This window comes from Humibacillus xanthopallidus (assembly GCF_044793955.1).
Lineage (GTDB): Bacteria > Actinomycetota > Actinomycetes > Actinomycetales > Dermatophilaceae > Humibacillus > Humibacillus xanthopallidus_C.
This window is the reverse complement of record NZ_CP084995.1, coordinates 4,566,317-4,589,867: the sequence shown is the minus strand read 5'-3', so window position 1 is coordinate 4,589,867 and position 23,551 is coordinate 4,566,317. Positions and strand designations below refer to the sequence as shown.

7 protein-coding genes (1 of these 7 only partly in view) are annotated in these 23,551 nt (G+C 72.1%); 3 read left to right on the top strand and 4 right to left on the bottom strand.

Going from position 1 to position 23,551, the window contains the following annotated elements:
• Positions 1-9: 9 nt before the first annotated feature.
• Positions 10-543: an AAA family ATPase gene (locus tag LG278_RS20495; protein WP_404389541.1), complete on the bottom strand. Its 534-nt coding sequence runs from the start codon at positions 541-543 to the stop codon at positions 10-12.
• 263 nt (positions 544-806) lie between these two features.
• Here LG278_RS20495 and LG278_RS20490 point away from each other — a divergent pair, with 263 nt between their 5' ends.
• A complete protein-coding gene (locus LG278_RS20490) occupies positions 807-1,379 on the top strand; it encodes a dihydrofolate reductase family protein (RefSeq protein ID WP_404389539.1) in 573 nt (190 codons plus the stop codon).
• A gap of 168 nt (positions 1,380-1,547) precedes the next feature.
• Here the strand turns inward: LG278_RS20490 and LG278_RS20485 are convergent, their stop codons facing one another.
• The 3 genes from LG278_RS20485 to LG278_RS20475 form a co-directional block, all read right to left on the bottom strand.
• Positions 1,548-2,492, bottom strand: coding sequence for a cold-shock protein (locus LG278_RS20485; protein WP_404389537.1), 945 nt, complete (start codon positions 2,490-2,492; stop codon positions 1,548-1,550).
• Between the two features lie 232 nt (positions 2,493-2,724).
• Entirely contained in the window at positions 2,725-3,768 is a 1,044-nt protein-coding gene (locus LG278_RS20480; RefSeq protein WP_404389535.1) for an NAD(P)H-binding protein, read from the bottom strand.
• 7 nt (positions 3,769-3,775) lie between these two features.
• Positions 3,776-4,333 (bottom strand): SRPBCC domain-containing protein, encoded by a 558-nt coding sequence (locus LG278_RS20475; protein WP_404389533.1) that lies wholly within the window; start codon positions 4,331-4,333, stop codon positions 3,776-3,778.
• A 189-nt stretch (positions 4,334-4,522) separates the two neighbouring features.
• On the opposite strand from LG278_RS20475, the gene LG278_RS20470 reads away from it, so the two are divergent.
• Together LG278_RS20470 and LG278_RS20465 are read left to right on the top strand one after the other, a co-directional pair.
• Positions 4,523-5,665: a hypothetical protein gene (locus LG278_RS20470; protein WP_404389531.1), complete on the top strand. Its 1,143-nt coding sequence runs from the start codon at positions 4,523-4,525 to the stop codon at positions 5,663-5,665.
• A 446-nt stretch (positions 5,666-6,111) separates the two neighbouring features.
• Positions 6,112-23,551, top strand: the 5' portion of a protein-coding gene (locus tag LG278_RS20465; protein ID WP_404389529.1) for a hypothetical protein. It continues 15,695 nt past the right edge of the window; only the first 17,440 of its 33,135 coding nucleotides appear in the window; its start codon is at positions 6,112-6,114; its stop codon lies off the right edge, out of view.

Here is a 23,551-nt window from a genome sequence, read left to right as displayed (position 1 = left end):
CGGGGGTCGCTAGGAAGGCTGATGGACCGCGAGGAGTGCAGTCAGGGCATCGCGTGAGTCGCTGGTGTCGATGAGGGTGCGGGCCCCGTCACGCCCGGTGTCCCACGGCACCCATGCCTGGCTCTCGACCTCGTGCCACGACGGGACCTGATGGTCAGGGATGTCGGCTGTCCGGGCTTCCACGCGGCGACGGTGCTCGTGCCGGTCGGACAGCCAGGTCTCGACCTGCACCAGTCGAGCCTGGCCACGGCGGGCCGTTTCGCGCCATCCTGCTCGGGCCTCTGGGACCGGATTGACGGCATCGACGACCACATCGAGGCCGAGGAGGAGGTTGGAGACGGCGAGCTCATGGATCACGGCGTAGCCTTCGACGCCAACGGGCAGGCCGGTTCGTCGAAGCGCTGTCTCTGCCGCGTCCACCCGCAAGTAGCAGGCCCGCAGACGCCGGGCGAGAGCCGTGGCCAGCGTGGTCTTGCCCGTTCCCGGTCGTCCTGCGAGGACGGTCAATGTCGGGGTCCCGTCGGCGGGCAAGGTCGCACTCACCTGACCATCCAAGCGTGTGCCGCCCAGCCGTCACACTCGGCGCCAGGATCGGACGTCCCGTCCGCGACCGGCGGCCCGTACGCGGCAGGCAACGTCGACGTCCGGGCGGGCGCGGCCTGCTGCAGGCGGCGCCGAACCTGCGGAGGATGGTTCCGTCGGCGTCTCCGGGTGACGCAGGAACATCCGGGTGGGACGTCGAATCCGCCTGCCGCCATTCGACGTGGTGTCGGAAGCGCCACCACCAACAGTGAAGGAGAACGTCAATGCGCACCCTGATCTCCACCTCATTCGTCTCGCTCGACGGGAAGCTCGACCCCACCGGCGGCGACCCGGGGCTGCACGACACCCAGTGGACCTTCAAGACCGTCGACTTCGCGCCGGAGGCCTACGAGCTCAAGGGCCGCGAGCAAGAGGAGGCGGGCGCCCTGCTGCTGGGGCGCCGGAGCTACCAGCTGTTCGCGCCAGTGTGGCCCGGCATGGCGGAGTTCGCCCGTTATAAGACCCTGCCCAAGTACGTCGTCTCCACGACCCTCGAGGAGGACGACCTTGTCGATGACTGGGGCGAGACGACTGTCCTGCGCTCGGTCGACGAGGTCGCCAAACTAAAGGACACCGACGGTGACCCGCTGCTCGTGCACGGGAGCGCTACGCTCAACCGGGCGTTGCACGAGGCTGGGTTGATCGACCGCTACCACCTGCTGGTGTTTCCGGTGCTGCTCGGCGCAGGCAAGCCACTGTTCAGCGACGCGGACACCGCCGCCCAACGACTCCGTGTCCTGGAGCACGAGGTCTACAGCAACGGCATTCAGAAGCAGGTCCTCGAGGTTCTCCGCTGAGCGTTCTAGCGCCGCGCGCTCGTACACGGTGAAGGTCTGTCGCTCACCACCTTCAGTGGGCTTCCGGCGAACCGGCGACATCATTCGGGGACGTCGCGTCCGCGGCATCAGCGTGCGACGGGATCAGGACGCGCCTGAGCACCAGCTCCGCCCGGACCGCCGTCCTGCTCACACCCGTTCGACGTGGTCGGCCTGTGGTCCGCGATCGCTCTGTCGCACCTGGTACCGGACCCGATCGCCCTGGTGCAGCTCCTCGGCGCCTCTGATGACCGACACGTGCACGAACAGGTCCGCGCCTCCCGCGTCGGGTGCGATGAAGCCGAACCCCCGCTCCGCGTCGTAGCGCGCGACCACTCCCTCGCCGCCGCGCGCCGGAACGTCGGATGCCTCCCGGTGTCCCGTCCGGGCGCGGGTCGTCGACGCCGCGGGTGCAGCTCGCGGTGTCGAGCTGCGGGCGAGGCGGACGTCGCGAGCCTGCGGGCCCCTCTCGCTCACGACGATGTCGTACGTCACCCGGTCGCCCTCGCCCAGCTCGGGGAGCCCGTCGGCCAGCGCCCGGACGTGGACGAAGACATCGGGGCCGCCCGACTCGGGGGTGATGAAACCGAAGCCTTTGTCGCCGTCGTACCAGGACACGGTGCCGTCCGCCCCGTCGGATGCCACGGCCTGCTGGGCGGCCTGGGCTCCCAAGGGCAGCAGATGGTCAGCCTGCGGTCCCTTCTCCCCGTCGACGACGAGGAACGCCACCCGCTGCCCCTCCGAGACCACGCCGCCCGCCACGATGGCCGAACTGTGCACGAAGATCTCGGTACCACCGCCATCGGGCGTGATGAAGCCGTATCCCTTGGCAGGTTCGTACCAGGCGACGGTGCCGAGCACGCCCAGCGGTGTATCGGCGGCCTGGTCGGCCGTGACCCGGACGCGGCGTGCCTGCGGGCCGCGGTCCCCCTCGCCGATCTCGAACTCAACCACCTGCCCCTCCCGGAGCAGCTTCATCGCGTCGTTGCTGACGATCTCGGACGCATGCACGTACAGGTCCTCTGCCTCCTGTCCGAGGGCGATGAAGCCAAACCCCCGGTCGGCATCGAACCAGCGGACGGTTCCCTCGGTCACGGCTGACTCCTTGTCGAAGCTACGGTCGGTGTTCCCCTAGTGTCCCCGACGGGACTGCGACAAGCGGCCGGCGCCAGACGGTGCTCGCACTGCCGTGGCAAGTGCCCGACGGCGGAGCGAGGAGTGGCACCCGACACGTGATGACTCGTCTCGGATCCCGTCCCGGCGGACCACCCCCGACCGGCACCCGGTGCCGGCACGAGGGCACCCGAACGCCAGGTGGGGGTGGGGGTCAGCGGCCGGGGAGGGCGCCGCGGAGCCAGTCGAGGACGGAGCGGTCGCGGGCCCACGCCGGGTCGCCGACCGAGGGCGCCTGTGGGTCGCCGCCGACAGCCGCGCCGTCCGCCGCGCCGGCGACGCCGTCACTGCCGACGCGCCGCGTCACGAGCGACCGGCGGATCGCCTCGGCGACGGTGAGCCGTCCGCCGCTCGGCTCGCCCAGCACGTCGGCGGCGTCGCGACCGGCCACCATGTCGTGCCCGAGACTCGGGATGAGTGACTCCACCACCGGCGCGGGCACGTCGACGAGTCGGCCCGCGACGCGGGCGACCACCTCGACCGGAGCCAGCCACACGGGCAGCTGCACGCGCAGCAGCTTGGCCGCACGCGCATACGTGCGCAGCAGGGTCAGGTAGGTGAGCTGGTCGGGTCCCACGACGTCGAGGTGACCGGTGACCTCGGGCCGCTCGAGCGCCTCGGCGAGGTAGTAGACGGCGTCGGCGGCCGCGACCGGCTGGATGACCGAGCTGCCCATCCACGACGGCACCGTCTGCACGACACCGAGCCGTTGCGACGTCTGGCGCATCACCTCGAAGCTCGTCGACCCCGCACCGACCACCATCGAGGCGCGCAGGGTGAGCACCGAGGTGGCGGCGGTGGCGAGGATCTGCTCGACCTCGAGCCGCGACAGCAGGTGGTCCGACAGCTCCTCCGGAGGAAGGTCGGGCACGATGCCGGAGAAGTAGACGAGCCGCGTGGCACCGACGACGCCCGCGGCATACGCGACGTTGTCGGCCGCCTGCCGGTCGAGCCGCATGAAGTCAGGGTCGTCGAGCCCGTGCACGAGGTAGCAGATCGCGTCGACGCCGCTCAGCGCCGCCACGACGGCCTGCTCGTCGTGCACGTCGACGCGCCGCCACTCGACCTCACCCGACCAGGGGTATGCGGTCGACGGGCTTCGGTGGTGCGTGGCCACCACGTCGTGGCCGCGGCGCAGCAGCTCGGGCACGAGGCGTGACCCGACGTAGCCGCTCGCTCCGACGACGGCGACCTTCATCGAGGTGTCACGGGCGACGACGTCGACGGCCGGTGAAGGATCCGAACAGGTCGGTGGCCGAGCGCCAGAGGTCGACGGCGTCACCGTCGTCCTCCCCGGGGGCGGTCGCGGCGTCGGGGCTGCCCATCCGGATGAGGAAGCGCTCGACGAGGGGGTCCGACGCCCGCTGCACGAGGCCGCGGCCGACCTCGAGCGCGGAGCCGTAGAAGTGCAGGTCGGTCGTCATCCGGGCGCGCGTCGCGGGGCGCTCCTCGGTGTGGCCCTCGGCGTGCGAGAGCACGACGGCGACGGTGATCGTCGCCTTGCCGAGGCCGTGTCGCTCGTGGCCGGTGGCCTCGATCCTGGCCCGGTGGCCGTCCTCGCGCCGCTCGGTGAGCGTGCCCTCACCGTCGAACCAGACCGTGAGCGGGCCGAGACGCGAGCGGATGTTGCCGACGAAGTCGTCACCCTCGACCTCCGTCACGGTCGCCCCCGGGAAGCACCGACCGACGACCTCGAGGTCCATGAAGTTGGCCCACACCCCGTCGATGGGTGCGTCGAGCACCTGGCTGTGACTGAGCCTCACGGCGGCACCTCCTGCACGGCATACGGTCTCGGCTGTCACGGTGCCATACCCATCCATGCCGCGCGAGGGGCGGTCACCGGATGTGACGTCGCCTGTCGAGGGTTGGGTAGCGGCACTCAGTCTCAGCCGACCCGGTGCGGCCCTCCTACTCCCGCAAGGCACCATCACGACCGGGGAGACATCACCACCATGCGCGTCAACTTCACTGCAGCAGAGCACGGCTTCGCCTTCGCCAACAGCTTCGTCAACCACGTCGTCCGCATCCCGGCGCTCGGGATCGACATCACCACGAAAGGGCGGTGCGGCGGCATGGCTGCGGCCGCGCTCGACCACTGGCACGCCGGTCTCGCGATGCCCGAGTCGAGCCTGCTGCCACAGGACGGCTCGCTCGTCGGCGACTACGTCTACAGCCGCCTCATCGACACGATGATCGACAACGGGGCGAAGTTCGTGCACTACGCGACGAGCCTCGACCACCCGACCTGGCTGCGGGGCAAGGGCGTCAGCCGCATGGTCCGCGAGGACGAGCTGCCCCGCCTCAAGGCCCGCCTCGACGCCGGGCAACCGCAGCTGCTCGGCCTGACCCAGGCGCGGTCGGTCACCGAGCTCGGCGGCGATCACCAGGTGGTCGCCTACGGCTACCGCGAGGACGCCCGCTACACCTACGTGCACGTCTGGGACAACAGGTCTCCCGGACGGGAGGTCACCCTCAAGCTGACGACGCGCGACGACCCGAACGAGCGGCAGATCACCGGTGCCGACACCTGGCGCGGCCTCTTCGTCGGGGCCTACTCGCGCAAGCGGCCGAGCTACCTCGCCGAGGGCCGGCTCATCCACGACTCGACCGACCCCCGCATCTTCGTCATCCACGGCGGCGGTGCGTTCTGGATCCCGTCGGGGGCGGAGTTCGACGCCTGCGGCTTCAGCTGGAGCAACGTCGTCGCGGCCAAGCCGGGCTCGATGCGTCACATCGCCACCTACCCGGGCAACGGCCGGCTCGTCCGCGAGCGCGGGACCGGCCCGATCCACGTCGTCTACGGCGGGCGCGCCTTCTGGATCCCGTCGCCGCAGGAGTTCGAGGCGCTGGGACTCGACTGGGCGAGGGTCGTCGACGTGCCGGCGGGGTCGCTCGCCGGGCTGCGGTCGATGCCACGCGAGCTGACCCTGCTGCGCGAGCGGTCGTCGGACCCGGTGTGGGTCGTGCGGGGAGGGCTCCTGCGACACGTGACGAGCCAGGCCGTGATGGACGCCCTCGGACTTGAGTGGGCCTGCGTGCGCGTCGTCCCCGACGGCTCGTTGGCTGGTCTGCCGAAGGGTGCCCCGCTGACCTGACGGGGCCGCTGACCCACTCAGCCCGCCAGGCGAGCTACCACGCGGTATGCCGTCCGGCGGGTCTGCCACGCCGGAGCACTTTGTGACAGAGCAAAGAGGGATCAGTGCTGGTCTCGGCGGTTCAAGGGCAGGGTCACGGTGGCGTCTCACTCCTCCAGTGCTCGGTGAATCCCCCTGCACCACAAAAGGATTCGATGACAGGGATCGTCTGGCGGACGGGAGGGTGGCGCTGTCTCTGACGACGAGATCGCCACGGCGGACCGCTCGGGCGACTTTCCCGAAATCTCCGAAACCGAGACGTGGGTCACAGGACGGGCCTAACGTCCGAAACGGCGCACTGACGGTGCGCCTCTCGGAACCGACACCGGCTGCGCCACTCGACGGGAAGCCTCATGGGCTTGATCCATCGTCTGACCGCTACGCCGAGTCCCCGACTCGGCGCAGTGATGCGCCCTGCCCGACTCGTGGCCGCCGGCACCGCGATGGTCCTCGGGATCGCCGGGGTCCCCGCCGCTGTCGCCACCGCCGCGACGCCTGCGGCCGTGGCCGCACCCGTCGCCGCCCAGGCACCGGAGGCACCCCAGACGGCGGAGCAGGTGCGCGCCCAGCAGGTTGCCGACCAGGTCGCCGCCATCGCCCAGTGGTTCGTCGACATCGACGAGGCCGTGGGCGGCCAGCAAGCGGGCTATGCCGGAGCGAAGCTGGCCCAGGCGGGGGCGGTCTCGATGGCGAAGGCGGTCAACGCGGCCGTCGCAGCCGGAGCCGGGCAGCGCACGGCGAGCGTCACCTCGCCCTCCAACGCCGGTGGCTCCGTGGTGACGAGCGGTGGACGCACGGTGACGACGATCAGCACCCCGGGTGGGATCGGCGTGGTGCAACCACCGACTCCGCGCACGACCATCACGACGATCACGACCACGCCGAAGCCGCCCAAGCCGGGCAGCGGGTCGGCCAAACCGACCCCCTCGCCGACCTCGACCGGCAGCACCGGCTCACAGATGACGTGCGTGCGGTCGGCCGACGGCAACTCGGTGACCTGCACGAGCGGCACCTCTCCGACGGGCACCCCGACTCCTGCCGTGACGAGCAGCGCGACACCGACTCCCACCGTGACCTCAACGCCGACGACGAGCACGACGACCCCGGCACCCGCCGTGACGTCCGAGCCGGAGCCCACAGGCACGACGGCGCCCCCGTCGCCCGCGCCCGACCTGCTCACCGCGTCGGGCGCTCCTGCCGAGCCGGTGGGGCCCGAGGCCGCTCTGAGCGACTCCGAGCTGAGCGCGGCGGTGTCGGCTGCCAAGGCCGAGTGGCGCGACGCCTACCCCTCCGCCGACTTCAGCGGCCTCTCGGCGCGGGTGGCCGACCTGCCCGACCTTCAGCTCGGGTCCGAAGGGGGCGGCGGCATCACGATCGACGTCGACGCCGCCGGCTGGGGCTGGGGGAGCGGAGGCATGAGCCTCAAGACCGCCGTGCGCCACGAGCTGGGTCACTACCTCGGTCTCGGTCACTCGAGCGGCCTGATGGGATCCACGCTGAGCCCCGGTGAGAGCTGGGCCGTCGACGCGTCGAACCTGCCGAAGCCCGAGCCAGAGCCCGCCCCCGAGCCGGCCCCGGAGCCCGCGAGCGCCGACCCCATGACGACTCAGAGCGCGGCGACGGACGCCGCGAAGATGAGCGCAGCGGCTGCTGCGACTGACCCGACGACCGACGCCACGAGCTCCAGCGACCCGAGCGTCTCGGACCCCTCCGCGACCGCTGACGCAGCCACGGATCCCGCAACGGAGCCGACGCCCGACCCTGCGACGGACACCGCGACGGACCCCGCAACCGACCCGACGACGGACCCTGCGACCGACCCGACGGCCGACTCGACGACGTCCGACCCCGCCGCTGATCCGACCTCGGATGCGACCTCGGACCCGGCCTCGGACCCGACGACGCCTGCCGACCCCTTGACGGACCCGGTGCCTGTGCCTGACGTCTCCGGCACTCCGATCCCGCCGCCTCCGACCGCTGGGGACGCCGCGGCAACGGGCACCGGCACGAGCCCCTCGACCACCCCGTCGCCCACGACCTCCTCGGCCGGCCAGACGGGCACGACCTCCTCGACCACCACCACCTCGACCACGACCTCGACCACTGCCGCGAGCACCACCGCGGGCGCGACGACCGCTGACGGCCTCGCCTGGATCGCGGTCGACGGCGTGCTCACCCTCGATGCCGGCACCCTGACGCTCGTCGGCACGATCACCTACGACGGGGGTGCCCGCACGGTCACCTTCACCGCGGCCGGGGGCGGCGGCGCCGTCGTCGGCTCGACCGTCAACATCGCCCTCGTGCGGGTCGTCGGAGGGGCCGGTGACGATGACCTGCTCATCGACGTCCGGAGCTCCGGCGTGGTGCTCGCCTTCGACGGCGGGGGCGGCAGCAACACGGTGCGCGGACCCCCGACCGACACCGCGTGGACGATCAGCGGTCCGGACGCCGGCTCCTTCGGCGGCGTCTCCTTCAAGCGGGTCGGGCACCTCGTGGGTGCTGCCGACACCAAGGACACCTACACCCTCGGCGCCCTGGGCTCGCTCTCTGCGGGCCTCGACGGCGGCGCTCGAGGCTTCGACTCCCTCGTCGTCAGTGGACGCCGCGGAGTCATCACCACGACAGCCGTCGACCCCAGCACCGGCACCCTGACCATCGACGGGACCCTGCTGCGCTACACCGGCCTCGAGCCCATCGCCATCATCGGCAGCGAGGTGCACGTCAGCGGCACCGCCGGCAACGACACGATCCACGTCTCCGTCTCGGGCACGACGCTCAGCGTCTCGAGCCCCACGATCGAGACGCTCAACCTCGCAACGCCCGGCTTGACCAAGCTCGTCATCGACGGGCTGGGCGGCGTCGACAGCATCACCTTCGACACCGACCTGCTGCTGCCCGGCATGGTCCTCGACGTGACCGCCGAGACCATCACGGTCGGCGCAGTCGTCATCAACACGACCGGTGGCGCGACCAACGGCGAGGTCCACCTTCGTGCGGTCGCCACTGCCGACGGCACGGGCTCCGCGGTCATCACCACCGCACCCGGCGCCACGATCTCGCTGACGGGGGCGACGGTCCGCTCCGGGTCCATCTCGATCGGCGCGAGCGCCTCCTCGACGGTGACGACCACCTCGCCGATCGCCCAGGTGTCGATCACCTCCACCGCGACGGTGACAATCAAGGACTCGACGCTGGTGTCGTCCGGCGACATCCACGTCTCCAGCACCTCGACCGTGAGCGCCGACCTGCAGGCAGGCGCGCTGGCGTCGAACACCGACCCGGCCTCGAACGCGGCCTACGCCCAGCTGGACGTCACGACCAAGGCCATCACGAGCCTGACCGGCACCACCCGCTTCCGTGCCGTCGGTGACGTGACCGTCGCCTCGTCGACCCCCACCACCCTCACCGCTGCGGGCAACGCGCTGCTGGCGGGTGCCGGCGGAGGCGTCGCCATCGTCACGCTGGACGGCACCTCACGGGCCCTCATCGATGCCAACAGCCCGACCAACAGCGCGGCCACCCTGTCGGTCACCGCAGACGCCGAGCACACCGTCACGACCACCGGCGTGGCGAGCCAGGGCGGCGCGACGAGCAACTCCACCGGCGTCGTCTACCCCACGACACCTGCGCAGCTGCTCAGCGACGTCAGCACGGTCCTCAGCCCGATCGCCGTCGCTGCCGCCATCGCCATCTCGCGGATCACGACGAACGTCGAGGCCTACATCCACCCGGCGTCCGGCAGCTTCGGTGTGACCACCCCCGGCGACGGCTCGGTGCTCGTGCACGCGGCAAGCTCCACCGAGGCCACGACGACCGCCGATGCCAGCTCCGTGCTCCGGAGTGCGGCGGGCATCAGCGCCGCCGTGGCGATCGCGATCGCCAAGGCGGTCGCGGCGGCGCGCATCGGCGGGGCGACCACCCTGCGCACCGGAGCGGTGACGATCGAGGCTCCCGACGGCGTGCACACCTTCGAGACGAAGGCCGCCTCCGGCATCGGCAACTCCGTCGGCGCGTTCAACGCGTTGGGTGCACCCACCTTCAGCCTGCAGGGCTCCGTGGCGGTCAACGTCGTGACGGTCGACAGCTCGGCGTCCCTCGCGCCCGGCGCCACCCTCACCGCGACCGGCGCCGACGTCAACCTGACGAGCAGCCACGCGACGACATCCAACGCGACCGCCCGCCCGATCGGCCCGTTCTTCCGGCCGCAGGACAACGTGGCGGCCGACAACAAGACGATCGCGCTGCCGTTCATCCTCACGCACGGCAGCGGCCTGCCGGCCAAGACGTTCGAGAAGGTCGCCTACTCCAACGGCGGCGGCGTGAGCATGGGCGGGCTCACGATGAACTCGCAGTACTACCTCTGGTGCCCCAACCACGACACCCTCTTCTTCTGCCTCCCCGACGCCGACGGCAAGACCCGGATCCAGCTCATCTCCGGCAGCCTGCTCATCTCGCCGATCTTCGGCTCGACGCCGGACAGCGCTCTGATCCTCACCGTCGACCCCTCCACCGCCGAGGGCTCGGACCACTTCTTCTACCTCGTCGACACCCCGGGAGACGTCGTCGGCATCGGGGCCGGCGTCGGGGTCAACATCGTCAATGACAGCGACTCTGCCACCATCGGTGACGGGGCCACCCTGACCGGCGCGCGCGACCTCACGCTCGAGGCGAGCACCGAGAGCTCGATGACGACCTTCGCCAAGAGCGGGTCGGCCGGCGCCATCGCCGTCACGCCCGTCGTCGCCGTCGGCATCTCCAACGTCTCCACCCACGCCGACCTCGGCACCGGCTCGCTGCTCACCCTGACCGGTGCCTACTCGGCCACCGCCACCCAGAGCGCCGGCGTCGACTCCACCACGCTCGGTGACACGACGTCGAACGGCGCCATCGGCGCCTCCGTCTCGGTCAACACCGCCGACCACCAGGTGACGGCGCAGACCAAGCGGAGCCTCACGGCCGTCGGGTCGGCGCTCTTCCGGGCCGTCGGTTCCTCGACGACCTCGAGCTACTCGTGGGCGGGCACGGCCGGCGCGCCGGACAAGGACACCTCGACGACGGGCTCGGTCAACGCCCTGGCCGACAGCTACCTCACGATGGGCAACAACCTCGCCGGCTCCAAGGGCGCCAAGCCGGGCAAGGACGCGGCGACTCCCACGGCGAGCACGGCGGACCCGAACAGCAGCCAGCCGGCGCCGTTGAGTGTCGCCGCGGCCATCGCCTTCAACCTCGTCAAGACCGTCAGCAACGTCTCCTTGCCGGGCACGGTGACGATCATCGTCAACGGTGGTCCGCTCACCCTCTCGAGCTCGGCCAACACCGACGCCTCGGCGACCGGTGACGGCGAGACCGGCACCAACGGCGCCACCCTCGCCGTCGGTGCCGGGGTCGGCCTCAACCTGGCGACCGTCGACAACCTCGCCGACATCGCGGCCGGCGCCACCGTGCGAGCCGTCGGCATCGCGATGGGCGCCACGATGACGCCGACCGGTGACTCCTCGCCGACCTCGTGCGCCGACGCCGACGCCGACTGCACGCACACGATCGACGCAGGCGCCATCTCGGCCTCCTCGGGTGGCGGCAAGCTCGGTCTCGCGGGCTCCGTCGCGATCAACATCGTCACGGTCACGACGAGCGCCCAGGTCCGGAGCGCGGCGGGCACGACGACGACGATCGACGCCCGAGGCGGCGCCCTCACCCTCGGCGCCCACTCCGGCAGCGCTGCGACCGCCAGCGCGACGCCCTACCGCGACGCGTTCGACCCGGCCGCCGACATCCTGCTCGACAGCGCCGGCAAGCTCACCACCATCCGGCTCTACTACGAGCTCGCCGACGGCAACGTCAAGACCGGCGACAAGCTCGTCTACTTCACGGGCGGCGGCGACGCCATCGGCATCGTGCCCAGCAGCAGCTCGCTGCTCTGCCTGACCGTCACGGGCCTCAACCCGGACTGCGCCCTGAAGAACAACTTCTTCTACTTCGCCATCGTCGAGCGCCCCGGCTACATCCAGCTCGCCGACAGCTTCGCCAACGCCATCCTCGGCAACGAGCTGGAGTTCGACATCACGAAGACCACCGGCGAGGCGCACTACTTCGTCGTCGTCGCGGCGGACGACACGAACACCCCGCCCAAGGTCGGCATCGGCGCCTCGTTCGGCATGACGATCAACAACGTCACGACGACAGCGGGCATCCAGGACGGCGTCGTGCTCACCGCCCTCGACTTGCTCGAGATCGTCGCCGAGACCGACGCAGAGACCGGGGCCGAGGCCGTCAGCGGCTCCGGCGGCGGCATCGCGATCTCGCCCTCGGTGGGGCTGACGCTCTCCACCGTGACCACCGGGGCCCGTCTCGGCACCGGCGCGACGCTCGTCGTGCCCGGCGAGATCGTGCTCGAGGCCTCGCAGCACACCAGCACCGAGACCATCGGTCGCGGCGACGTCGACGCGGAGACGGCCGGCATCGCGCTCGCCCTGGCACTCGCCATCGTCGAGGACGAGGTCACCGCGCACGTGGCCCGGAGCGTCAGCGCGGCCGCGGTCTCGCTCGGCGCGAGCGGCTCGTCGGCCAACGAGGGCGTCACCGACGCCGCAGCCCCGGGAGCCCCCAAGGACCCGAACGGGGGGGTCAACCAGACGGCCGACAAGTGGCTCGGCCAGGGCAACGCCGTCTCGACGGCGACCACGGGCAAGAGCTCGAAGAGCTCGGGCACCCCGACGGCAGCGACGAGCGACGGTGCGGTCTCCGTCGCCGGCGCCTTCACCGTCAGCATCGTCACCACGGTCTCGAAGGCCTGGCTCTCCGACGGCCTGGTCATCACGGCCACCGACGGCCCCGTGATCCTGGCGAGCTCCGCCAACACCGACGTCTCGGGCGAGGCGAAGGGCACGACCGCGACCAAGGCCGGCATCGGCGTCGGTGCGGGCATCGTCGTCAACCTCGTCTCGATGACCAACCTCGCCACCACGGGTGCCAGCCGCATCGACGCCCACGGCATCGACGTGTCAGCGACGATGACCGAGGTCGAGGACGCCGACGACCCGAGCGCCGACCCCGACGCCATCCACACCATCTCCGCCGACGCGACGGCGGGGGCGAGCAAGACGAGCGACCTCGGTGTCGCGGGCGCGCTCGCGCTCAACATCGTGACGGCCAGCACCCAGGCCCTCGTCCCGGCCGGTGCGACGCTCGTCATGCACGACGGAGACGTCACCGTCACCGCCGGCTACGCCGAGGCCGACGTCGCCGGAGCCTCCGCCAACCCGACGTTCAAGGCCTGCGCCCAGGTGCTCGGCCTCCCGTGTCTCATCTCGAAGAAGATCACCGGTGAGAACACCGACGGCGCCGGAGTCGGCATCGGCGCCTCGGCCGCGATCCAGGTGCTCGCCTCGACGATCACCAAGGCCGAGATCGCCAACGGGGTCTCGCTCACCGGTGGCCACGACGTCACCATCTCGGCCACCTCGGAGCGCTGGATCTCGACCGTCGCCGAGGCCGGTGCCAAGGGCGGCACGGCCATCAGCCCGGCGGTCGCCCTCGTCGTCAACTCCGGCGAGACGACGACCGCCCGCCTCGGCACGGGCCCGGCCATCGACATCAGCGGCGCGCTCGTCATCGAGGCGGTGCACACGTCCGACCTCACCGAGACCCAGGCCAACGGCGACGTCAAGGCGACCAACGTCGGGGTCGGCATGGCCCTGGCGCTGCCCATCGTCGTCGGGTGGACGACCCTCGCCGAGCTCGCCCGCGGCGCCACCGTCGCGAGCGCCTCGATCACCGCCAAGTCGCGCATCGCCGCGCTCGCCCAGGCCAACGCCAGCTCGGTCGGCCAGGAGAAGACCTCGGCGACCAAGACGGCCGACGCGACGGCCACCGACACCGTCAAGAACGACCCCAACGCCGGCGGCAAGGGCGCCGACGCCCTGCCCAAGGCCAACGACGCCGCCAAGACCGGCTCGTCCGCGTCGAGCGCCCAGTCGGGCCAGAGCAGCAGCGCCGTCGGCATCGCCGCCGCGTTCGGCGTCGTGTGGGTCCAGTCCACCAGCACGGCACGCGTCGTGGACGGCGTGACGATCGACGCGACCGGCGCAGTCCTCGTCGGCGCCTACCAGCTGACCGACATCACCGCGCGCGGCACCGGCACGGCCCTCAACACCGAGGCCGACTCGACCGGCTTCGGCATCGGCGTCGGCTTCGCCTACCTCGACATCGCGAGCTCCGCCCTCGTCGGCACCGGCGTCACCCTCAAGGGCGACGAGATCACCGTCGAGGCGACCACCCCCCGCGACGAGACCACCGACGTCCCCCTCGACAACAGGGTGACCGTGTGGGGCATCGCCGCCGCCGGCGGCAAGGGTGACCCGCAGATCGCCGGGTCGGCCGGCGTCATCGTCGTGAAGTACGTGACGACCGCCTCCGTCGGAGCCGGCTCCACCCTGACCTCGACCGGTGACCTCAGCGTCCGCGCCGCCACCCCGATGGGACTGCAGAACCTCGCCCTCGCGGCCGGGCTCTCCCTCAACGGCCAGGGCGTCGGCGCGGCCATCGCGGTCACCGTCCTCACCGCCGTCACGACGACCGCCCTGCTCGACTCGAGCAGCGCCGCACCGACGACGACGAACGCCGCCGGCACCACAACCGTCGAGGCCACGGCCCACCTGTCGCCGCTGCCCTTCGACATCATCAACGACCTGCTCGGAGAGTTCGCCGACACCATCAAGGACCTCCCCGTCCTCGGCATGGACAGCCTCCAGACCCCGCCCTTCTCCTCGGTCGCCATCGGCGGTGGCGCCGGCACGGGCGACCTCGGCATCGGTGGCTCCTTCATCGTCATCGTCGGCAACCGCACGACGAGCGCCCGCATCGGCACCGCCGCCCTCGTCAACCAGACGACCCGCGGCGGCACGGCCCAGGACGTCGTCGTGCTCGCCCGCGACGACGTGTCGACGATCGCGATCGCCGGCGGCATCGGCATCTCGACCAAGGGCACCGGCGTCGGCGTCGCGGTCATCGTCGCAGTCACCAACCAGGACGTCCGGGCCGCCATCGGCAACGGCACCAAGGTCTGGGCCGGCGGCGACGTCCGGGTGCGCGCCATCGCGACCGACCCGGTGCTGGCCGCCGCCGCCTCGCTGGGCGTCGCGAAGCAGGCCGCTGCGGCGGGCTCGTTCATCGTCATCGTGCAGAACCAGGGCTCGGGAGCGCCCGGCACCTACGCGAGCGTCGGCGGCGGGGCCGTCGCGGCCGACCGGGTCACCCTCACCGCGGGCGGTGACCTCGAGGTCAGCGCGCGCAGCGCGATCGACGACAGCGGCGACGCCACCCCCATCCGCCTGTATGCCGGTGGGCTGGCCATCGGGGCCGGCAGCGCGGGCATCGGGCTGGCAGCCTCGGTCCTCGTGCGCAGCAGCCGGGTCGGCGCCAGCGTCGGCCAGGGCGCGACTCTCGACGCCCGGGCGGTGACCGCGAGCACGACCCCGGGCGTCATGGTCTCCGCGAGCCAGCTGGGCGACATCATGCTCATCGCGATCGCGGGCGGGGCGGGCAAGAGCGTCGGCATCGCCGGGTCCACGACGGTCAACGTGCTCACCGACACGACGACGGCGAGCATCGGCACCGACGCCCTCGTCAACCAGACCAACGCCGGTGCCGCGGGTCGCCAGGACGTCGTCGTCATCGCCTCCGACCACACGACGATCGTGGCCGCGGCCGGCATGCTCGCCATCGGCGGCACGGCCGGCATCGGGGCCGGGGCCGACGTCGAGGTCATCACGAAGACCACGACGGCCACCGTCGGAGCCCGGAGCCGGATCGTCGCCAACGGCGACGTGGTGGTCTTGGCCACCTCGAGCGAGCACATCACGTCGATCTCCGTCGGCGGCGCCGTGGGCGGCAGCGTCGCGATCGCCCTCAACGCCGGTGTCTCGGTCGTCAACGTCACCACGTCGGCGTCCCTCGGGGCCGACACGGTCGTCGTCGCCGGGGGCAACGTGCTCGTCACGGCCGACGAGGTGCTCGAGCTGCTCATCGTCGCCGGCAACGTCACCGCCTCGGGCAGCTCGGTGGGCGCGGGTGCTGCCGTCCCGGTGCTCACCAAGACGACGACCGCCACGGTCGGCGACCGAGCCAAGGTCACGGCATACGGCCTCGCGGGACGCGTCGCCCACGGCACGGTGGCCACCGGCGGCCACACGATGACTCAGCAGGACCCGCGTTTCGACCCGCGCGGCTTCAGCAACGGCAACCCGATCCCTCAGGGCCTCGACCCGAGCGACCCCAACCACTTCGCCATCGTCACGCCGACCGCGCACGGCTTCAGCACCGGCCAGCAGGTCATCTACGACAACGGCGGCGGCGCCAGCATCGGTGGTCTCGCCGACGGCGCCACCTACTACGTCAACGTCCTCAGCCCGACCCGCTTCACCCTCTCGCTGACGGCCCGCGGACCCCCGATCGCCCTGAGCCTGCCCAACGCCCTGATGGGCGTCTCCCAGCGTCTCGTCCCCACCAACAGTGCCCAGCCCACGAAGGACGCCTCGCCGAGGTTCATCCCGGCGAAGGACGTCAGCGGCAACACGATCACCCTGCCCTACGCGTTCAACACCTCGATCGCGACCGGCGACGCCGTGATCTACAGCTCCGGCGGCAGCACCCCGATCGGCGGTCTGACCGACGGCCAGACCTACTACGCGATCGTCGTCGGCACCGGCGCCTTCGGCGCCCAGCAGATCCGCCTCGCGACCACCCGCGACCGGGCCGTGTCAGGCCTCGCCATCACGCTCAACGCAGCGCTCGCGACCGGCACCGCGCACAGCCTCGTCCCGTCCGGCGTCCTCCCGGCGCCCGACCCGCGCATGACGAGCCCGCAGACCGCCCAGCTGACGACGCGCACCGGCTTCAGCGGCGTCGCGGTCACCGCGACCAACAGCGACTCGATCAACGCGATCGGGATCAGCGCTGGGGTCGGCGGCAGCGTCGCGGTCAACGTGTCGGGCACTGTCTCCGTCATCACGGTGACGACCACGGCGAGCATCGGCGCGACGGCCAGGGTCAACTGCGCCTCCGAGACCGACTGCTCAGCGAACGCCGCCGGCGCCAACCCGGCCCAGTCCGTCGTCGTCCTCGCGGGCAACAGCTTCCACCAGCTCGGCATCGCGGCGGCTGCGGCCGGAGCCGGCTCGGTGGCGGCGGGCGCCGGTGTCGCGGTGGGCGTCATCGACATCACGACCTCCGCGAGCATCGGCAACGGCGCCGTCGTCAACGCCAGGGGCGACATCGTCATCGAGGCTGACGCCCGCGAGTCGTTCGTCTCGGTGGCCGCCTCCGCCGCGATCGGCGGCAACGCGGGTCTCGCCGGTGCCGTCGGCGTCACGGTGCTCGACCTCACCACCACCGCGACCACGGGCTCCGGAGTCACCCTCCGGGCGGGCAACAACATCCTCGTGCTCGCCGACGACGCGACCGACCTCGTCCTCGTCGCCGCTTCGCTCGGCGTGGGTGTCTATGCCGGTCTGGGCGCAGGCGTGTCGGTCGGCGTCGTGACGAAGACGACCGACGCCCACCTCGGCGCCTCCAACGTCGTCGTCGTCCTGGCCGGCGGGTCCGCGGCGGCCGGCATCTCCGACGGCACCTCGACGGCCTCCGGCGCCTTCGGGGTCAAGAGCGCCTTCCGTGGCCTCGCGGTGCAGGCGAACTCGTCCGAGGAGCTCTTCGGCCTCACCGCCGGCATCGCCGGTGGCTTCGTCGGCATCGCCGGCGGCATCGGGGTCAACATCTTCACCGTCGTCGTCAAGGCGTTCATCGCCGGCGGCACGACCGTCAACCAGGGCACCTCGGGCATCATCGCCGGCGCGTCGTCAGGCCAGTCGGTCGTCGTCGCCGCCACCGACTTCCTCAAGACACTGACCGTTGCCGGAGGCGTCGGCATCGGCGCGGGCGGCATCGGCGGTGGCGTCGACGTCGGCGTCGCCAACATCACCGTCCAGGCCTACCTCGGTGTCGGCAGCGACGTGTGGGCCAACGGCACCGTCGAGCTCAACGCCCTCGCGACCAAGCGCGTGCAGACGTATGCCGTGAGCCTCGGCGGTGGCGTCGTCGGCGTCGCCGGGTCGGTGACCGTCTGGACGGTCGGCACTGCGGCGACCAACACCTACCAGAGCGCCGTCAGCGGACCCGACCGCGGCGTCTGGAGCTCGGCCACGACCTACGAGGCCGGCGACATCGTGTCGGTCTCTGGCGTCAAGTACTTCGCGCGTAGCCGCAACGTCGGCAAGAACCCGACGACCAACCCGTCCGTCTGGATCCCGCGGGCGTGGGCTGCGGGCGTGACCTACGAGGCAGGCGACGTCGTCACCTCCGGTGGCAGCACGTATGCCGCGAAGCGTCGCACCGTGGGCGACAACCCCGCCACCTCGAGCAGCGACTGGTCGCTCAGCGAGCAGTCGCCGACCGGCACGTCCACCGGCAGCGCCGACTCGCTCGCCTCCGGTGGCGGTGGCGGCGCCAGTGGCGGCTGGGGCAGCGTGCTCGGCGGCGCGGGCAGCATCGCCGCCTGGGCGAGCGGCACCGACTACGTGCAGGGCGAGCTCGTCAGCTTCGGCGGCCACTACTACGTTGCCCTCGTCGACCTCACCGCCTCGGCCGTCAACCCTGAGACCGATGCGGCGTCGGCCACCCCGTCGTGGGCCCTCAGCGACGACAACTACCAGGTGCGCCAGCAGGCTGCCTCCACCGGCGCCCAGGCGTCCGTCACGGGCGCCAGCCCCGGTGGGTCGGTGGCCTCGGCCCCGTTCACCCAGCCCGCTCCGCCCTCGGGCACCTCGGCCACGATCTACGGGGCGGTCCACGCCGGCGGCGACGTGCAGCTGCGGGCGACGGACCGGCTCGACCTCACGAGCGTGGCCGGGGTGGCCGCGGTCGGGCTGGGGGCACTGGGCGCCGGCGTCGCCATCATCACCGTGGGCCTCGCGACCGACGCGGGCATCGCCTCGACCGGATCCGTCAGCTCGGGCGGCACCGTCGGTGTGCACGCCGTGCTCGACGAGCGCATCGACGGGCTCGCGGCCGCTGGCGCTCTCGGTGGTCTCGCGATCAGCGGCCAGGTCGTCGTCATCACCGACAGCAGCAGCCAGACCGCGCACATCGACACGGGAGCGACCGTGCCGAGGGCGGTCACGCAGATCGCGGTCGACACCGTCGCGACGCGCACCGTCTCGGCGCGCACCTTCGGGGTCAGCATCGCCGCCGGCGCCATCGGTGCAGCCATCGCCGTCGCCACCATCAGCGGCGACACCACCGCCCTCGTCGGCAACGTGACGATCGGCTCGGCCGGCGCCGTCGGCGGCCTCGTCGTCTCGGCGGTCGACACGATCATCCCGACCAACCAGGCGGTCTCGGTGCAGGGCGGCGTCGGAGCGGCGCTCAGCGGAGCCGTCGCGGTCATCACCTACTCCGGCTCGACCCGAGCGGCCTCGGGTGCCCACGGCACGGTCACCATCGGCGGACTCGGTGTCTCGGTCACGGCCACAGGCAACCACACGGGCATCCGCGCCGACACCCTCAACATCTCGGTCTCGGCGGGGGTCAGCGCCGGGCTCACCCTCGCCTGGGCGACCAACGCACGGTCGACCGACGCGGCCCTCACCTCGACGAGCGACGTCACGACCTCGGGGGCCGTCGCGGTCGTCGCCACGGCCTGGAACGAGGCGCGAGCCGATGCCCCCGGCGGCTCCGGTGGTGCGGTCTCCGTGGTCATCGTGCTGCCGCAGGCGACCATCTCGGGCCACACGCGGGCCCAGCTCGACGGCCAGGCCGACGGGTCGTCGGTCACGGTGCGGGCGGCGGCGACCAACACGGCTTCGGCCACGACGGTGCTGGTCTCGCTCTCGGTCATCGGTGGCGGCGCCGGGGCCTACGCCCACTCGGTGATCACCCGCGACGCCGACACGAGAGCCTGCGTCGGAGCCTTCTCGGCCGCTGGGGTCTGCACCGCCTCGGCAGCCGACATCACGTCCTCGGGCGGCGCCGTCACCGTGCGGGCCGGGCGGCCGGACACGACGAGCACGGGTGCGGCTCTCGCGTCGACCGACCTCGCCTGCACGAGCTCCGGCGTCAACACCATCACGAACCACGGCACCAACTGCGCCTCGTCCGTCGCCTCGGGCGGCGCCGGTGGCGTCCTGGCTGCGGCCACCGTCTTCGTCTCCGACGCAAGCGTCGATGCCGGCGTCCACGCCACCCTCACCGGCATCGTTCGCTCCTCGTCGCGCACCGACGTCACCTCGACCGGGTCGACGTCGGTGACGGCGAAGACGGTGGCCGTCTCGGTCGGGGGCTACGGCGCCCTTGCCGGCTCGGCCTCGCTCGCGAGCATCGGCCAGAGCGCCGGCATCACGGCGGTCGTCGCGGCCACCTCTGTCGCCTCCGCGGGCACCGCCACGGTCGCGGCCGTCGGCACCAACACCGCGACCTCGACCGCGGGAGTCGGCTCGGGCTCGGTCGGCCTCGCCATCGGCGTCACGGTGCCGACCGCGACCGTGGCCGCTCCCGTCACCGCCAGCTTCACCGGCAACGCGAGCGTCAGGGGCCTGTCGGTCACCGCCCTCTCGACGAACACCGCGACGGTCGACGCAGCCACCGGGGCGGTGGCCATCGCCGCCGGCGCCGCGGTCAAGGGCAACGCCCAGATCACCGGCACCGCTGACACGAGCGCCACCGTCGGCCAGGGCACGGTCACCGTCGGCTCGACCGGCATCACGGTCACGGCCACCGGCACCAACGCGGCCACCGCCACCGCCGGCGGCGGGGCCGGTGGGCTCGTCGGCATCACCGTCATCCTCGCGACCGCCGTCGTCGACGCTGCTGTCACGGCCTCGTTCGATGCAGCCATGCCGGCCGCCGCCGCGGCCACGGGAGCCGTGTCGGTGACCGCGACAGGCACCAACACCGCCACGTCCAGCGGCGTCTCCGTCGCGATCGGGCTCGGTGCCGGCACCGGCGTCGGCGCCGAGGCGGTCATCGGCAGCGGGGCCGTCGTGTCGGCGACCGTCGGCGAGCACGCGGTGCTCCGGGCGACCGGCGCCGTCGACGTCTCGGCCACGGCCACCGACAAGGCCAGCGCGACCGGCAACGGCGGGGCGGGCGGTGGCATCTCGATCAGCGCGATGATCCCCAAGGCCGAGGACCGCGGCGGCGCCAGCGCCGCCTTCGACGGCGACCTGCTCGGCGCCGCGAGCCTGTCCGTGACCGCCGAGTCGCAGAACCAGGCGATCGCCGACCTGCTCACGGTCGCCATCGGCCTGGGCGCCGGCGCGGGTGGCAGCGCCTGCGCGACCGTCGGCGGGGCGAGCACCGAGGGCAACTGCACGCTCGTGCACAGCGACTCCGGGACGGGTGGCGCCGTCACCGCGACCATCGGCGGCACGGCCACCATCACCGGCCTCGGCACGACGATCGACGTCGGTGCGACGCACACGCAGACCGCCTCGGCGACCGCCAAGGGCGGTGGCGGCGGTGGCGTGGCCATCAGCGTCCTCAACAGCTATGCCCAGGTGCGCGGCACGACCACGGCCTCGGTCGCGGCAGGCGCCACGATCGGCACCGCCACGAGCAGGTCCGCCGCCCTCAGCGTCACCGCCGACGACACGTCGACGGCGACCTCGACGAGCATCCTCGGCGCCGGTGGCGTCGTGGCCGGCGGCGGCAGCTACGCCAACAGCACGGTGACCCCCACCGTCCGGGCCTTCATCGGCACCGCCGGCACCACCCAGGGCATCCACCTCTCGGGCGACCTCGAGATCGCCGCCGTCTCGCACCGCGCCGAGTCCAACGCGACGGCGAAGAGCTACGGCGGCGGCGGCGTGCAGGTCGGTGTCGCGCGGTCCGTCGTCACGACGAACCCGACCGTCACCGCATACCTCGCCCGCGGCGTCGACGCCCGCATCGGCGGCAGCGCCACCGTCAAGGCCGAGTCGCGCAGCGACTCCGGCACCGGCCCGCTGCCCGACACCTACGTGGCCAACGGCCAGCACGAGGAGCGGGCCCCCGGCGGGCTGCCCGGCGACATCGTCAACGTCGCGAACGTCAACCTCACGACCAACACCGTCTACTTCCAGTCGCACGGCCTGCAGACGGGCGACACGGTCCTCTACGTCGGCACGTCGCTCGGCGGCCTGACAACGGCCCGCGTCTACACGGTCATCAGCGTCGACGACAACTACCTCGCCTTCGGCAACACCTTCGCCAGCGGCCAGATCGACTCCGCCGACCTCACCGGCGCACCAGGCGTCGACCCGGTCCGCGACGTCATCCGCTTCGCGACGCCGCACAACTTCGAGACGGGCGACGCCGTCATCCTGTCCGGCTCCGCGACGCTCAACGGCTCGATCACCACCGGCCAACGGCTCTTCGTGCGCGTCATCGACGCCTACCGCGTGCAGCTCTACACGACGCTGGCCGCCGCCCAGGCCGCGGCCCTGACCTTCAGCCCCGGGGTCGCCTCCGGCACCACGATCACCCGCGGCAACTCCTTCACCACCGGCCAGCGCGTCACCTACCAGGCGCCCGCAGCCGTCGCCTTCGACCCGGGCGCCGTCGACGTCACCGCCTGCCCCGACAAGGACCACTGCTACCTCACCGACACGAGCCTCAACACGATCATGGTGTCGCCGATCACCGGCTTCTTCGCCAACGGCCTCCCGATGCAGACAGCGCACACCTTCGTGTCGGGCCAGCGGGTGCAGTACCTCTCGACCGGCGGCACCGTCGGCGGGCTGACGAGCGGCAGCTACTACTACGTCATCGTCGTCGACGCCTACCGGATCCAGCTGGCCGCCAGCCGCTACCAGGCCACGGCGCACACCTACGGCTGCCCCACCTCCGGCGACCCGGGCAGGACCTGCACCGACAACCCGGTGGCCATGACCATCTCGGCGCCGAGCGCCGGCACGCACCAGCTCGTGCCGGCGCCGATCGGTGGTCTCGTCAGCGGCCAGACCTACCTCGTGACCACGGCCAACGCGTCGGGCTTCGGCCTCGCGCCGATCGCCTCGTATGCCGCCGACGGCAGCGCCGTCGCCGGCACCCCGATCACCTTCTCGACGACCGAGACGACGACCATCTCGGGCAAGGGCACCTTCGTCGACACCGTCGTCTTGGGCACGCAGCGCGTCTGGGCGACCGGCCTGCACCTCACCCCGGCCTGCCTCACCGACGGCTGCTCGGGCCCGTCCGGCCAGCTGCGCGTCGACCTGACGACTGTCTCGAGCGGCAGCTACGGCCTCTACCAGGGCGACCTCAACCCGGTGGACGGCGCCCCCGTCGGTCAGGTGTCGCTGCGCACCCTCAACCCTCCGGTCGGTGATGGCGAGAGCCGGTCGACCGCGGCCGGTGGTGGCGGCGGCGTCGTCGGCGTGTCGGTGCCGACGGCAGACCTCACCAGCAGCCCCACGGCGCTCGCCTACCTCGCCGGGTCGGTCACGGCCGGCGGCAACGTCAGCGTCATCTCGCACGTCGAGTCGAGCAACACCTCGTGGGTCACCAACGGCTCGGGTGGCGTCATCGCGGTCGGCGTCGTCAACGCCAGCGTGACCGTCAACGCCAAGAGCACCGCGCTCATCGGCAGCCTCGTCACCCCGGGCGCCGCCATCTCTGGCGACTCGAGCGTCGCGCAGGTCGCGGGTGCCGGTGCCAACGTGACCGCCGGAGGCAACGTCGCGGTGCTCGCCGACAGCAACCACCTCAGCACCGACCACGCCAGCTCGTCCGGCGGCGGCCTCGTCGGCGGCTACACGGCCGGCGCCAACACCACCGTCACCGACCGCACGGCCGCAGCCACCGGCGCGGGCGCGCAGA

What these genes read in the sequence shown, in the direction of transcription:
- LG278_RS20490 (WP_404389539.1), top strand. Translation starts at nt 807, where the DNA reads ATGCGCACCCTGATCTCCACCTCATTCGTCTCGCTCGACGGGAAGCTC.
- LG278_RS20480 (WP_404389535.1), bottom strand. Translation starts at nt 3,768, where the DNA reads ATGAAGGTCGCCGTCGTCGGAGCGAGCGGCTACGTCGGGTCACGCCTC.
- LG278_RS20470 (WP_404389531.1), top strand. Translation starts at nt 4,523, where the DNA reads ATGCGCGTCAACTTCACTGCAGCAGAGCACGGCTTCGCCTTCGCCAAC.